Origin of the sequence: Gaetbulibacter sp. M240 (genome assembly GCF_043876815.1) — a bacterium.
Classification (GTDB): Bacteria; Bacteroidota; Bacteroidia; order Flavobacteriales; family Flavobacteriaceae; genus Gaetbulibacter_A.
Map to the genome: position 1 here is coordinate 290,585 of NZ_JBAWKA010000004.1, position 14,336 is coordinate 304,920.

Here is a 14,336-nt window from a genome sequence, read left to right on the forward strand (position 1 = left end):
TCTATTTATGACGTGATTTTAGTTCGTTTTCAATATCTTTCAATGAAAACCCTTTAGCTTTGAGTAACATGAGGTAATGGAACATGAGGTCGGCCGATTCATAAAGAAACAAGTTGTCATTAGAGTCCATAGCTTCTATAACCGTTTCTACAGCCTCCTCACCTACTTTTTGTGCTACTTTGTTGATGCCTTTTGAAAACAGTCGCGCCACATATGATTTATCCGTATCCTTTGATGCGACACGTTTGTCGATAATGGCTTCCAGTTCCGAAAAGAAACCATATTGCGACTTATTGTCTTCACCCCAACAGGTATCTGTTCCTTTATGGCACGTAGGACCTTCGGGATTAACACGCACTAATAGTGTATCGCTATCGCAATCATTTTTTATATCCACTAAATGAAGCACATTCCCACTTTCTTCACCTTTAGTCCATAAACGTTGTTTACTCCGACTAAAAAAAGTCACCAATTTAGAATCTTTAGTTTTATTATAGGCGTCTTCATTCATATAACCCAACATAAGCACTTGCTTTGTTGATGCATCTTGAATAATCGCCGGAATGAGTCCGTTTTTATCGTATTTAATGGTCATAACCTTACTTCTATATGCTGTTTTCTTAATTCTTTCTTTAACTCGGGAATGGGTATTTCACCAAAATGAAAAACGCTGGCAGCTAATGCTGCATCTGATTTTCCTAGTTTGAATGTATCCACAAAATGCTGGACCGTACCTGCACCTCCCGAGGCTATTATCGGGATATTTAATTCGGATGATAATTTCGCCAGAGCTTCATTAGCAAAGCCGTTTTTTGTACCATCATGATTCATTGAGGTAAACAGAATTTCTCCTGCACCGCGCCGCTCTACTTCCTTAGCCCATTCAAATAAATCCAGATCTGTGGGAATACTACCTCCGGCCAAATGTACTTTCCATGTGCCTTCAACTTGTTTTGCATCAATGGCAACAACCACACACTGGCTTCCAAATTTATCCGCCAGTTCATTAACAAGTTCAGGACGTTTAACTGCAGACGAATTTACAGAAACCTTATCTGCACCACATTTTAAAAGGGCGTCTACATCGGCAATACTCGATATCCCGCCACCTACGGTAAATGGAATATTCACCTGTTCTGCCACGTGTAAAACCATGTCCAAGGTCGTGGCTCGATTTTCCTGCGTGGCAGAAATATCTAGAAACACCAATTCATCAGCGCCAACTTCGGCATATTGCTTTGCTAAAGCTACTGGATCGCCGGCATCACGTAAATCTACAAAATTAACGCCTTTTACAGTCCGACCGTTCTTAATATCCAAACAAGGAATGATTCGTTTTGTTAACATATCTAATTATAGCGTTCTAAGTCTTTCAAGGTTATTCTATTTTCGTAAATCGCCTTACCAATAATAACGCCTTCGCAACCCATAGCACGAACCTTATCCAGATCCTCTAAACATGAAATGCCACCAGAGGCAATTAATTTGATAGACTGACCTTCACTGGCATTAGAGCACTCTGAAATAATATCTTTATACAAGTTTGTTGAAGGCCCTTCCAGCATGCCATCTTTAGCAATATCGGTACAAATTACGTATTGAACCCCTTTTCTCTGATAGGCTTTAATAAATGGAATGACATTTTTATCGCTTTCTTCAGTCCAACCTGAAATAGCAATCTTATTATTATTTGAATCTGCTCCTAAAATAATCTTTGACGACCCATATTTTTCAAGCCAACTTTCAAACAGTTCCGGGTCTTTAACCGCGATGCTGCCTCCGGTAATTTGCCGGGCACCGGAATTAAAGGCTATATGGACGTCAGCATCAGATTTTAGGCCTCCTCCAAAATCAATCTTAAGGGTTGTTTTTGAAGCGATGCGCTCTAAAACTTTATAGTTTACAATATGTTTGGCCTTCGCGCCGTCTAAATCTACAACATGCAAATATTGGATACCGGAATCTTCAAAGGCCTTGGCCATATCCAGCGGATTCTCGCTATACACTTTTTTGGTATCATAATCGCCTTTGGTCAGGCGCACACATTTTCCGTCGATAATATCAATAGCAGGTATTATTCTCATGTTATAAGTTTAAAAAGTTTTCAAGTATCCGCGATCCTGCTACACTGCTTTTTTCAGGGTGAAACTGTACCCCATAAAAGTTTTTATGTTTTAAGGCGGAAGCATAATTTATACCGTAATCTGTTGCTGCAATGGTTTCAGCACAGTGTTCAGCATAATAGCTATGTACCAGATACATGTATTCATCCTCTTTGATGCCCTTAAAAAGATCCGATTTTAGATCCTTAATTACGTTCCATCCCATTTGTGGTACTTTCAGTTCGTTCGAGAACCGTTTCACTTCGGTCTGAAAAATGCCCAATCCTTTGGTATGGCCTTCTTCCGTGTAATTACACATAAGCTGCATCCCCAGGCAAATACCTAAAACGGGTTGTTCTAAGTTCGGAATTAAGGTTTCCAAACCACTTTTTTTCAGCATGGTCATTGCGCTGTTCGCTTCACCAACACCGGGAAAAATAAGTTTATCGGCACTTTGGATCACTTCGGGATCATGCGATAATTCCGCATTAACACCCAATCGATTAAAAGCGAACTGAATGCTTTTAATATTGCCAGCACCATAATTAATTATAACGAGTTTCATGGTCTTAAAGCATGCCTTTTGTTGATGGTAAAATCATTTTTTCAATATCGCGCTTTACCGCCATTTTTATGGCTTTTGCAAAGGCTTTAAAAATAGCTTCGATTTTGTGATGTTCGTTGGTGCCTTCTGCTTTGATATTCAAATTACATTTGGCACCATCAGTAAAAGATTTAAAAAAGTGATAAAACATTTCCGTTGGCATTTTTCCAATCATTTCACGTTTGAAATCGGCTTCCCATACCAACCAGTTTCTTCCCCCAAAATCTATAGCCGCCTGGGCTAAGCAATCGTCCATGGGAAGACAAAAACCATAGCGTTCGATACCCAGTTTATTACCTAACACCTTATTAAAGACTTCCCCTAAGGCAATGGCTGTATCTTCAATCGTATGGTGCTCGTCAACTTCCAGATCGCCGTCAACCTTAATATTTAGATCAAGCTGACCGTGTCGTGCTAACTGGTCTAGCATATGATCAAAAAAGGCAAGTCCGGTATCTATTTTGCTTTTACCGGTGCCATCCAGATTCAGTTGAATGGCTATTTTGGTTTCATTGGTGTTTCGTATGAGACCTCCCGAGCGTTCATCTGCTTTCAAAAAAGCATAGATCTCCGACCAATCTTCGGTTTCCAAAGCTATAAACTCATTTAAAGACTCGTGTGCCACAGTTACTTCATCCGTTCCTAAATGGGTTTCGTTATTGATGAAAATACCTTTGGCTCCCAGGTTTTTAGCGAGTTCAATATCTGTTAACCGATCGCCAATAACATAAGAGTTTTCAAGATCGTAATCATCCGTAAAATAGTGTTGTAATAAGCCTGTATTGGGTTTACGTGTTGGCGCATTTTCTTTAGCAAAGGTACGATCGATGATCTGCTCTGAAAACGTAACACCTTCTTTTTCAAAACTAGACATAATAAAGTTATGTACCGGCCAGAACGTATCTTCAGGAAAGGCGTCTGTTCCAAGACCATCCTGATTGGTTACCATCACCAATTCATAATCAAGTTCTTTGGCAATCCGACTTAAATACTGAAAGACCTTGGGATAAAATTCAAGCTTTTCAAAGCTGTCAATTTGTTCGTCTTCAGGCTCCTTTATAAGAGTTCCATCACGATCTATAAACAAAACTTTTTTCATTTGTAATGTTATTTTACTTATTTCAACACGGCTTTAAGTGTCTTTAAAGCTTCAATTAATTTTTTATTTTCCTCTGCGGTGCCCACAGTAAATCGCAGGCAATTTTCACAGCCCACCTCATGTGTTCTATTTCTAGTAACGATGCCTAGTTTCAGTAATTCATTGTAACGCTGGGTAGCATCGTCTACTTTCACTAAAATAAAGTTAGCATCGCTAGGATATATTTTAGATATGAAAGGTATGTTTTTTAATATGATCTGAAGGTGTTTTCGCTGCTCCAAAATATCACTGATCTGATTTGAAGCCAATACTTTATTTTGAAGTTGTTCAATCGCTTTTTTCTGTGTTAGAATATTCACATTATAAGGTGGTTTGATACGATTTAGAACGGCGATAATTTCTTTTGATGCATAACAAATTCCAAGGCGAATACCTGCCATGCCAAAGGCTTTGGATAAGGTTTGGGTAACGATCAGATTTGGAAATTTATCCAATTGCTTTACCCAGCTTTCAGCTTCAGAGAAATCAATATAGGCTTCATCCAATACTACTATACCTTCAAACTCAGAAATAAGTTTTCCAAGGTCTTTAGCAGAAAAACTATTACCTGTTGGATTATTCGGGGAGCATAGTAACAGAAGTTTACTATGGGCATCAGCAGCTTTTAGGATTTTAGGAACGTTTAGTTGAAAATCGGGTGTTAAATTGATTTTTTTCACAGCAACGTCATTGATGCCCGCAAGCACTTCATACATACCATAAGTTGGTGGTAAGATCAGAATATTATCTTCCTTAGGCTCACAGAAAGCACGATAAATAATATCCAGAACTTCATCACTACCATTCCCTAAAAGAATCTGGTCTTTAGGAACATCCTTTAACTCCGATAGAAGACCCTTCAAGGCATTTTGATAGGGATCGGGATACCGATTAATTCCATTCTCAAACGGATTCTCATTGGCATCTAAAAACACCATAGCATTAGTGCCTCCTTGAAATTCATCACGTGCCGATGAGTAAGGTTTTAAGTTTTTAATATTATTGCGTAATAGCTTTTGAATGTCCATTTTACTTCAAATCTTTTAAACGTATCGACACCGCATTTTTGTGTGCCTGCAAACCTTCAGCTGCAGCCATGTTTTCAATGGTTTCGCCGATATTCAACAAACCTTCACTTGTGATCTTTTGAAAGGTCATTTGTTTCATGAAACTATCCAGATTTACGCCAGAATAGGCCTTTGTAAATCCATTAGTTGGTAGCGTATGATTAGTTCCCGATGCATAGTCTCCGGCACTTTCAGGTGTATAGTTACCAATAAATACAGATCCTGCATTCATAATACCAGACACATAAAAATCTTCTTTTTCAGCACAAATAATAAAGTGTTCCGGGCCATATTCATTTATCATTTCTAAAGCGATCGTATCATTCTCAACAAAAATGAGTCTGGAATTTGCTATGGCCTTCTCCGCAATCGCTTTACGCGGAAGAATCTCTAATTGTGCTTCTATTTCATCCGAAACTGCATTAATAAGTTCCATGGAGGTGCTCACTAAAATCACCTGGCTATCGGTACCGTGTTCCGCCTGACTTAAAAGATCAGACGCCACATACGCCGGATTAGCGGAATCGTCGGCAACGACCAATAATTCACTGGGGCCGGCTGGCATATCAATTGCGACTCCATGTTTCGTTGCTAATTGTTTTGCCACCGTAACAAACTGATTCCCCGGACCAAAAATTTTATAGACTTGTGGTATCGTTTTGGTTCCAAAGGTTAAACCTGCAATAGCCTGGATCCCTCCCACTTTTATAATTTTTGTGACACCACATAGTTGCGCGGCATATAAAATTTCAGGAGCCAAAGTGCCTAATTTATTTGGTGGTGAGCACAAAACGATCTCTTTACATCCAGCAATTTTGGCCGGAATAGCGAGCATTAAAACCGTAGAGAATAAGGGTGCTGTACCCCCAGGAATATATAAACCAACCTTTTCAATAGGTCTTTTTTCTTGCCAGCAGAAAACACCTGGCGTTGTTTCTACTTGAACAGACTCAGTTTTTTGAGCTGCGTGAAAGGTTTCAATGTTGGATTTGGCTCGCGATATAGCCTTTTTAAGATCTTCAGATACATTCTCAACGGCAGTGCTTATTTCGGATTCCGAAACGACAGTCGTTTCTAAAGCGACACCATCAAACTTCTGAGTATATTTTTCAATAGCCTGGTCGCCACTTTCTACAACTTCCCGGAACACCTTTTCTACGATATCTTCAATATCATTCACGGTTTGTGTTGGACGTTTTAAAAGGGTCTCCCAATTAGATCTATTTGGATTTTTACTAATTTGCATAACCTTGAAATTACAATACCATTTTCTCAATAGGACAAACTAATATACCTTCCGCTCCTGCAGCCTTAAGTTGATCTATAATCGCCCAAAATTCATTTTTACTGATCACGGAGTGCACCGAACTCCAGCCTTCTTCTGCCAAAGGTAAAACCGTTGGGCTTCGCATACCTGGTAATATGGCCTTAATGGATTCGATCTTATCATTCGGTGCATTCAATAAAATATAACGCGACTGACGCCCTTTTAGAACGGATCTTATTCTAAATTGAATGGTATCTAAAATAGCTTGCTTAGCTTCAGTAATTACAGGAGATACTGCCAGAACAGCTTCAGACTTTAAAATGGTCTCTACCTCCTTTAAATTATTTTTAAACAAAGTACTTCCGCTGGAAACGATATCGCAAATGGCATCTGCCAACCCTATGTTAGGAGCAATTTCCACAGAACCATTAATGATATGCAGATTCGCAGTGACACCCTGTTTTTGCAGATAGTCTTGAACGGTATTTGGATAGGATGTTGCGATACGCTTACCTTCGAGATCTTGAACACCACCATATTTTACAGTTTTTGGAACCGCTATACAAACGCGACAGCTTGAAAATCCTAACTTTTCAACAAAGGTAATGGCCTCTCCTTTTTCAATTAATACATTTTCACCTATAATAGCAGCATCAACTACCCCATCCTTTAAATATTGAGGAATATCACCATTTCGGAGGTAAAAAATTTCTACAGGAAAATCCTTTGCAGCAGCTTTTAATTGGTCCTTTCCATTGTCGATGGCGATACCAATATCTTTTAAAATCTGCATCGAATCGTCGTGTAAACGTCCTGATTTTTGAACAGCAATTCGTAATTTACTCATGTTTATCTTCGTTATAATTTTGAGACGATCTCACAAAGTTTTAAAAATAAAAACCCGTTTGATCATCTCAAACGGGTTAAAAAATATGTTGAATTTATTCAATACATTTTCATTTCGCTTGAGAGCAAATAAGAAAATGATGATGTGTATGAATAAATCTCATGTTTTACTTTTGTTGTACAAATATCACAAATTTCTGAGAATAATTCCAAATTAAAAGAAGTAAATGTTTATTGAATTATAGAATTATTCTATTCTTTTAAAATTCAGAATATATTTAATAAAATTATCTTTTAAATTTTGAGATATTCATTATTGATTCCCTAGGATTAGTGGTAGTCCGCTTTCTCCGGAACCAATTACAATGATCTTAGTATTAGATGATTCCGATAATTTAACAGTGGCATCAATACCTTTGTCCTGTAAAATTTTTTCCGATAACGATGCATTCAAAATGCGGTTTGCATCGGCTTTACCTTGTGCTTCAATACGAACTTTTTCAGCTTCTTTTGAAGCGGTTACTAAACGGAACTCGTACTCCAAAGACTCCTGTTCCTGTTTCAATTTACGCTCTATGGCTTCCTTAATCGTATTTGGTAAGGTGACATCGCGCACCAAAACCTCGTTTAATTGCACATATTGCTTATCCAGAATTTTTTTGGTTTCTTCAAAAATCTCATCCTGTATAGCATCACGTTTACTCGAATACAGCTGCTCAGGTGTATAACGCCCAACCACACTACGTGCTGCGGAACGAATGGATGGCTGTATAACGCGTTCTAAATAATTTTGACCAAGAGTTTGGTGTAAATTACCCAGTTCGTTAGTAACAGGCTGATACCAAGCTGAAGCATCAATTTGAATTTCTAATCCGTTCGAAGATAACACCTTCATTTTTTCGAATAGTTCTTGCTGACGTACTTCATAAATAAAGACTTTATTCCAGGGTGCTACAAGGTGAAAGCCTTCACTCATAGGAGGCTCTTCGGTAACAACGCCTTCTCCAAAGGTTTTGAATAAAACGCCAGCTTCACCAGATCCAATGGTTACGGCTGATTTTGCTATTAAAATTATGGCAAATACTCCAACAATTATTGCTGGTAATGCCACTTTTGGTAATCTTTCCATAGTTAGTATTTAGTTAAATATTTAAATTAATCCATTATATTTTCTCAGAAACCACTCTAATGATAGGCTACTTACTAAAATAACCAGTAGCAGTTTCCAATCGATTAAAGGTACGGTATTTTTACGGCTTTTCTGAATAGCCTGATAGCGCGAGTCATTAAGTAGATCGCTAATTAACGTATTCATATTCTCTTTAAAATACGCTTTTCCCTGACTGTTAGTAGCCAAACGCTCTAAGTTTGTTACATCGGCATTTAAAAATTGCTGCTCTACATTATATTCCAGAATTTGAAAATGACCGGACTTTGAAATGTTTTCTTTCTTGGTCCTCACGATAAAATCGTATGGTCCAGCGGGCAAACTGCTCAAATCTACTTGAAATATATTATTTGTGAGTATAAAGGGTATGGTATTTTCAATTTTTGTATCGATATTTTTTATAGTGATGGTAAGTTGTTCTCTGGGGTCGAACACATAATTCTTATCAAAAAACTGCGCTTGGATCAAAAAATCGGATTCCCCATCATAGAAAGATTGATAATCCAACTGTAAACGATCCCTGGTTTTATTGGATGCTAAATACTGAACCAATTTCCCTAAAAAGTTATCAAAAGCTTTGAAAGACCCTGAGTTTACAAAATCCTGTGAACGCCAAGTCCATATTTTCTCTCCAAATAATACCGCTTCACGGCTACCGTTTAATTCATAAGTTGCCAACAAGGGTTCATCTAAAATAACACCCAGAATACTTTTGGACAATAGGGTTTGATAATTGCCCTGAAAACTCACATTTCCGTAGGGCCCTCGAAGCGGTGGATAATTAACAAAATCAATATCTTCAGCAGTAAAAGGTAAAAAACTCCGGTTTAAAATGGGTTGATAATCTTCGACTTGAAACGTATTTTCTAAACCAATAAAATCTTGATAGGAATTATAAAAATTTACATCAGTATTCGTTCCTATGACAGTAAAAATATGCTTTTTAAGTTCTTTTAATTTTTTAATAAGATCATTAAAGCGTTGATTTGGTTGATATAATATAACCAATTGATAGTCATTTAATTTACTAATTATATCATTTGGCCTCACGATGCTTGCTGAACGCCTTTCATTAGTTTCAATACTTGACTTCAAGGCCCCAAGGTCGGGATGCGTTATGGTACTGACTATAGCAACGTTGGTTTTTTGATCGATCACTTCAACGGCAAAATTCTTGGTATTATTTACGGTATTTTTCTCCTTTTCCGAAGGACCTAACCGTGCAACGTATGACATCACTCCTACATGATCAGCAGGCAGATCTAAATTAATAACCTGAGAACTTTTAGAGTTAGAAAATTCCACAGGTTTTGAAAATACTATTTTACCTTTTAAAGAAATTTGAAAGTTTGAAGTCACGGTTTCTGTACCATCGTAAACCAAAATGACTTCAACAGGGAAACGATTCTTTAGGTACACAAACCTGTTAACATTAAGTTTTGCTATACGCAAGTCGGTATATTGTACTGTATCACCTAAAATAATAGGATATATAGGCTGTTTGTACTGTTGGTATGCAAAACTATAGTCCGGGCCAAAGGTTTGATTTCCGTCTGAGATCAATATTGTTGGCGCTGTTTGCCCCTTGTAAACCTGTTTTAAATTACTAAAAACGGCGTTGATATTTGTTTGCTTTTCCTCAAAGGTCAAAGAATCTAAAGGGGATACGTTTTTTCCAAAACTGTAAAAATGTAGATTAAATCGTTTGTTAAGATCAGCATCATTCTGAAGTTTATCTACTAATTGAGTAGTTTCTTTATCATGCAGCAATTGTTTAACGGAATTAGAATTATCTACAGCGACGATTAAATCAGCTTTTTCAGAGGTTATTTCTACCTGTTCGATTTCAGGATTTACCAGGAGTAATCCGAGTGTAAAAAGGGTACAAAATCTTAAAAAAGAAAAAAGCATGCTTAATTTCGACATGCTTTTACCTTTTTTATAATACTGAAAGAACGCTAATCCTGCGGCGATAATTCCAACTAATAAGATATAGACCAGCGTTTCTAAATTCATGTAAACAATCTAAATACTATTTTAGGTTAACATACCCCCGTCAACGTTCAATGTTTGACCTGTTACGTAAGCACTCATGTCACTCGCCAGGAAAACACAAACATTGGCGATATCCTCAGGTGTACCACCACGTTTTAACGGAATAGCATCACGCCAGCCTTTTACCACGTTCTCATCAAGTTTCGCTGTCATTTCTGTTTCTATAAAACCTGGTGCTACCACATTACTTCGAATATTTCTAGAGCCAAGTTCCAAAGCTACGGATTTGGAGAAACCAATAATTCCAGCTTTTGAAGCCGCATAATTTGTTTGACCTGCATTACCCTTTACGCCAACCACAGAACTCATATTAATAATGGAGCCTTTCCGTTGTTTTAACATGGTCCGCTGCACTGCTTTGGTCATATTGAATACAGATTTTAAATTCACTTCAATTACAGTATCAAAATCTTCTTCAGAAATACGCATCAACAGATTATCCTTAGTGATTCCGGCGTTATTTACTAAAATATCTATGCTACCAAATTCTTTTACAACATCATCGGCTAATTGTTGAGCTTCGTCAAAACTGGCAGCATTACTCTGATACCCTTTAGCCTTAACGCCTAATGCATTTAATTCTTTTTCCAGATCCTTTGCAGCCTCTACAGATGAACTATAGGTAAATGCTACATTAGCACCTTGCTTCGCAAAAACTTCAGCGATACCCTTGCCTATTCCACGGCTGGCACCTGTAATAATGGCTGTTTTTCCTTCTAATAATTTCATGTATAATATTCGTTAGTTTGTTTTACTCTAATTAACCAAATATAAGAAATCCTTATGGCTTCAAATAAAAAAACCTCACAAGATTTGCAAGGTTTTTCAAGTATTGTAACATAAAAATTAGCTAAATACTTCAGCTACTTTTTTACCAATTTCTGCCGGCGAATCCACAACGTGAATACCGCAAGCTCTCATAATTTTCTTTTTTGCCTGAGCTGTATCATCACTACCACCAACGATAGCCCCGGCATGTCCCATGGTACGACCAGCAGGTGCTGTTTCACCGGCAATAAATCCAACGATAGGTTTTTTACTGCCACTCTCTTTATACCATTTTGCGGCATCAGCTTCTAATTGACCGCCAATTTCTCCGATCATAACAACAGCCTCGGTTTCAGGGTCATTAATTAAAAGTTCAACAGCTTCTTTAGTCGTGGTTCCGATAATGGGATCACCACCAATTCCAATGGCCGTTGTAATACCTAATCCTTGTTTCACAACCTGATCAGCTGCTTCATAAGTTAAAGTTCCAGATTTTGAAACGATCCCTACTTTACCTTTTTTGAATACGAATCCAGGCATAATACCCACTTTCGCTTCACCCGGCGTAATAACTCCAGGACAGTTAGGACCGATCAAACGACAGCCCTTATTTTTTATATAATTTGAAGCGGTAATCATATCAGCAACAGGAATACCTTCTGTAATAGTAATAATAACTTTTATTCCGGCATCAGCAGCTTCCATAATGGCATCAGCAGCAAAAGCCGGTGGCACAAAAATAATACTGGTATCGGCCCCTACTTCTGTTACGGCATCTTTAACGGTGTTAAAAACAGGTTTATCCAGATGTGTTTGTCCGCCTTTTCCAGGGGTTACACCTCCTACCACATTAGTACCATATTCAATCATTTGGGTGGCGTGAAAAGTTCCTTCACTCCCTGTAAATCCTTGAACTATTATTTTTGAATCTTTATTTACTAAAACACTCATTTGTATATTTTTTTTTGATCTGTAATAACGTTGCAAAAATACTTCATTTGAACGTATCTACAGGTGCTTTTCCTTATTTTTTTGACTTTAAATTTTCGAATAATTCAGGAAGCTTATTGATGTTGGCCATATCCTTTAAAACCATACGTGCCTCCTTAGCCGGCGTACCCCAATATGTCTTGTTACCGGGTAGGGATTTACTGATACCGGATTGTGCTAAAAAAACAGCTTTTGTCCCTAGGGTTATACCACTAGTACACCCTACCTGTCCCCATATTGTTACCTCGTCCTCTACAACCACACAGCCAGCAATACCAACCTGAGACGCAATTAAACACTTTTTACCAATAACGGTATCATGACCAATTTGAATCATATTATCGAGTTTTGATCCTTCTTTGATCAAGGTATCGCCAGACACACCACGGTCAATGGTACAATTCGCTCCAATATCCACATGGTCTTCAATAACCACGCGTCCACTGGATTGCAAACGGTCGAAACCTTCCGAACGTTTTTTGTAATAAAAGGCATTAGCGCCTAAAACGGTGCCGGCATGGATATGGACGTTATCTCCAATAACACAATCATCATAAATGGATACATTGGAATGTATTCTGCAGTTCTTACCGATCTTCACATTGTGCCCAATAAAACAATTGGGTTGAATAATGGTGTTCTCACCAATAACAGCAGATTCGGAAATCTGACTATTTGCGCTCACAAATGGTTTAAAATGTTGTGTTAGGGTATTGAAATCTCTAAACGGATCATCACTTATTAAAAGGGCTTTTCCTTCAGGACAGACAACTTCTTTATTTATCAAAATAATAGTTGCTGCTGAATTTAACGCTTTATCATAATATTTTGGATGATCAACAAATACAATATCTCCTGCTTCCACAACGTGAATTTCGTTCATCCCCAACACCGGAAAATCCGAATCACCAATAAAATCACTATTAATAATAGTAGCAATTTCTTTTAAGGTATGTGGTTTTGGAAATCGCATTTACTCTTTAATACGCTCTTTGTAAGTTCCTTTTTCCGTTTCAATACGGATTTTATCCCCTTCGTTGATAAATAAGGGCACATTAACCTCTGCCCCTGTTTCTACAGTGGCCGGTTTTGTAGCGTTCGTGGCTGTATTCCCTTTTACACCGGGTTCCGTGTGCGTTACTTCTAGTACTACACTCGCCGGCATATCAACAGATAATGGCATATTATCCTCTGTGTTGATGCTTACCGTAACCACTTCACCTTCTTTCAAAAGATCTGGCCTATCCAGCGCAGCTTCTGATAAACGAATTTGGGTATAATCGGCTTCATTCATAAAATGATAGAACTCCCCGTCGTTATATAAATACTGGAATTTATGTGTTTCAACACGAACATCTTCAATTTTATGTCCGGCAGAAAAAGTATTATCCAATACCTTTCCTGTGGTGACACTTTTAAGTTTAGTTCTAACAAAAGCGGGACCCTTTCCGGGTTTCACATGTAAAAACTCTATTATTTTATAGATATCATGGTTGTAGCGGATGCATAACCCGTTTCTAATATCACTTGTATTTGCCATAAATTAATTTGATTTAAAATATCCTTTCATAATACCACGATGTGAGTTTCGAATGAACTGAAGAATTTCATCGCGTTCCGGCGTAGCCTCCATTTCAGCTTCAATAATGTCTGCAGCCTGAGTATTATTATAATTCTTTTGATATAAGATTCTGAATATATTCTGAATTTCTCTGATTTTTTCTGTTGAAAATCCTCTTCGGCGTAAGCCAACGGAATTAATACCAACATAAGATAAAGGCTCACGTGCTGCCTTTACAAATGGTGGAACATCCTTCCGGACCAAAGAACCACCTGTTACAAAGGCATGATTTCCTATGGAAACAAACTGATGTACCGCAGTCATTCCTGCTAGAACCACATAATCACCTACCGTAATATGACCGGCCAGAGTACTATTGTTCGAAAAAATACAGTTGTTTCCAACGACACAATCGTGTGCAATATGACAATAAGCCATGATTAAACAATTGTTTCCAACCACGGTTTTCATACGATCAGTCGTACCTCTATTGATGGTAACACACTCGCGAATGGTTACATTATCACCAATCTCAACAGTCGTATCTTCATCATTAAATTTAAGATCCTGTGGAACGGCAGAAATTACCGACCCAGGAAAAATATTACAGTTTTTACCGATACGCGCACCTTCCATGATGGTCACATTACTTCCTATCCAGGTTCCCTCGCCGATAATAACATTATTGTGAATGGTGGTAAAGGGTTCTATAACAACGTTTTTAGCGATTTTAGCGCCCGGATGAACGTAAGCAAGTGGTTGATTCATAA

General features: G+C 37.9%; 15 protein-coding genes. All 15 read right to left on the reverse strand.

Annotated elements, in window-relative coordinates:
- Position 1 precedes the first annotated feature (1 nt).
- A complete protein-coding gene (gene hisIE, locus V8G61_RS12555) occupies positions 2-595 on the reverse strand; it encodes a bifunctional phosphoribosyl-AMP cyclohydrolase/phosphoribosyl-ATP diphosphatase HisIE (protein WP_394876120.1) in 594 nt (197 codons plus the stop codon).
- Positions 592-1,347: an imidazole glycerol phosphate synthase subunit HisF gene (gene hisF, locus V8G61_RS12560; RefSeq protein WP_394876122.1), complete on the reverse strand. Its 756-nt coding sequence runs from the start codon at positions 1,345-1,347 to the stop codon at positions 592-594. Before hisF ends, hisIE begins: the two co-directional genes overlap by 4 nt.
- A 2-nt stretch (positions 1,348-1,349) precedes the next feature.
- On the reverse strand, positions 1,350-2,084 hold the full coding sequence (gene hisA, locus V8G61_RS12565) for a 1-(5-phosphoribosyl)-5-[(5-phosphoribosylamino)methylideneamino]imidazole-4-carboxamide isomerase (RefSeq protein ID WP_394876124.1): 735 nt from the start codon (positions 2,082-2,084) through the stop codon (positions 1,350-1,352).
- Between the two features lies 1 nt (position 2,085).
- Positions 2,086-2,667: an imidazole glycerol phosphate synthase subunit HisH gene (hisH, locus tag V8G61_RS12570; RefSeq protein WP_394876125.1), complete on the reverse strand. Its 582-nt coding sequence runs from the start codon at positions 2,665-2,667 to the stop codon at positions 2,086-2,088.
- A gap of 4 nt (positions 2,668-2,671) precedes the next feature.
- A complete protein-coding gene (gene hisB, locus V8G61_RS12575; RefSeq protein ID WP_394876128.1) occupies positions 2,672-3,805 on the reverse strand; it encodes a bifunctional histidinol-phosphatase/imidazoleglycerol-phosphate dehydratase HisB in 1,134 nt (377 codons plus the stop codon).
- Positions 3,806-3,822: 17 nt separating this feature from the next.
- Entirely contained in the window at positions 3,823-4,872 is a 1,050-nt protein-coding gene (hisC, locus tag V8G61_RS12580) for a histidinol-phosphate transaminase (protein WP_394876131.1), read from the reverse strand.
- A gap of 1 nt (position 4,873) precedes the next feature.
- The gene (gene hisD, locus V8G61_RS12585; RefSeq protein ID WP_394876133.1) at positions 4,874-6,157 is read right to left on the reverse strand and encodes a histidinol dehydrogenase; all 1,284 of its coding nucleotides are present in this window, start codon (positions 6,155-6,157) and stop codon (positions 4,874-4,876) included.
- A 10-nt stretch (positions 6,158-6,167) separates the two neighbouring features.
- Complete coding sequence (gene hisG, locus V8G61_RS12590) at positions 6,168-7,025, reverse strand: ATP phosphoribosyltransferase (protein WP_394876135.1); 858 nt, start codon at positions 7,023-7,025, stop codon at positions 6,168-6,170.
- A gap of 312 nt (positions 7,026-7,337) precedes the next feature.
- Positions 7,338-8,153, reverse strand: coding sequence for a prohibitin family protein (locus tag V8G61_RS12595; RefSeq protein ID WP_394876136.1), 816 nt, complete (start codon positions 8,151-8,153; stop codon positions 7,338-7,340).
- Between the two features lie 21 nt (positions 8,154-8,174).
- The gene (locus V8G61_RS12600) at positions 8,175-10,208 is read right to left on the reverse strand and encodes a VWA domain-containing protein (protein ID WP_394876137.1); all 2,034 of its coding nucleotides are present in this window, start codon (positions 10,206-10,208) and stop codon (positions 8,175-8,177) included.
- 21 nt (positions 10,209-10,229) lie between these two features.
- Complete coding sequence (gene fabG / locus V8G61_RS12605) at positions 10,230-10,976, reverse strand: 3-oxoacyl-[acyl-carrier-protein] reductase (RefSeq protein ID WP_394876138.1); 747 nt, start codon at positions 10,974-10,976, stop codon at positions 10,230-10,232.
- A 117-nt stretch (positions 10,977-11,093) separates the two neighbouring features.
- Positions 11,094-11,966, reverse strand: a complete 873-nt coding sequence (sucD, locus tag V8G61_RS12610; RefSeq protein ID WP_394876140.1) for a succinate--CoA ligase subunit alpha — start codon at positions 11,964-11,966, stop codon at positions 11,094-11,096.
- 73 nt (positions 11,967-12,039) lie between these two features.
- Positions 12,040-12,978 (reverse strand): UDP-3-O-(3-hydroxymyristoyl)glucosamine N-acyltransferase, encoded by a 939-nt coding sequence (locus tag V8G61_RS12615; RefSeq protein ID WP_394876142.1) that lies wholly within the window; start codon positions 12,976-12,978, stop codon positions 12,040-12,042.
- Positions 12,979-13,545 carry an elongation factor P gene (gene efp / locus V8G61_RS12620; protein WP_394876144.1) on the reverse strand — a complete coding sequence of 189 codons (567 nt, stop codon included), beginning with the start codon at positions 13,543-13,545 and terminating at the stop codon, positions 12,979-12,981.
- A gap of 3 nt (positions 13,546-13,548) precedes the next feature.
- A complete protein-coding gene (lpxA, locus tag V8G61_RS12625; RefSeq protein WP_394876145.1) occupies positions 13,549-14,334 on the reverse strand; it encodes an acyl-ACP--UDP-N-acetylglucosamine O-acyltransferase in 786 nt (261 codons plus the stop codon).
- Positions 14,335-14,336 lie beyond the last annotated feature (2 nt).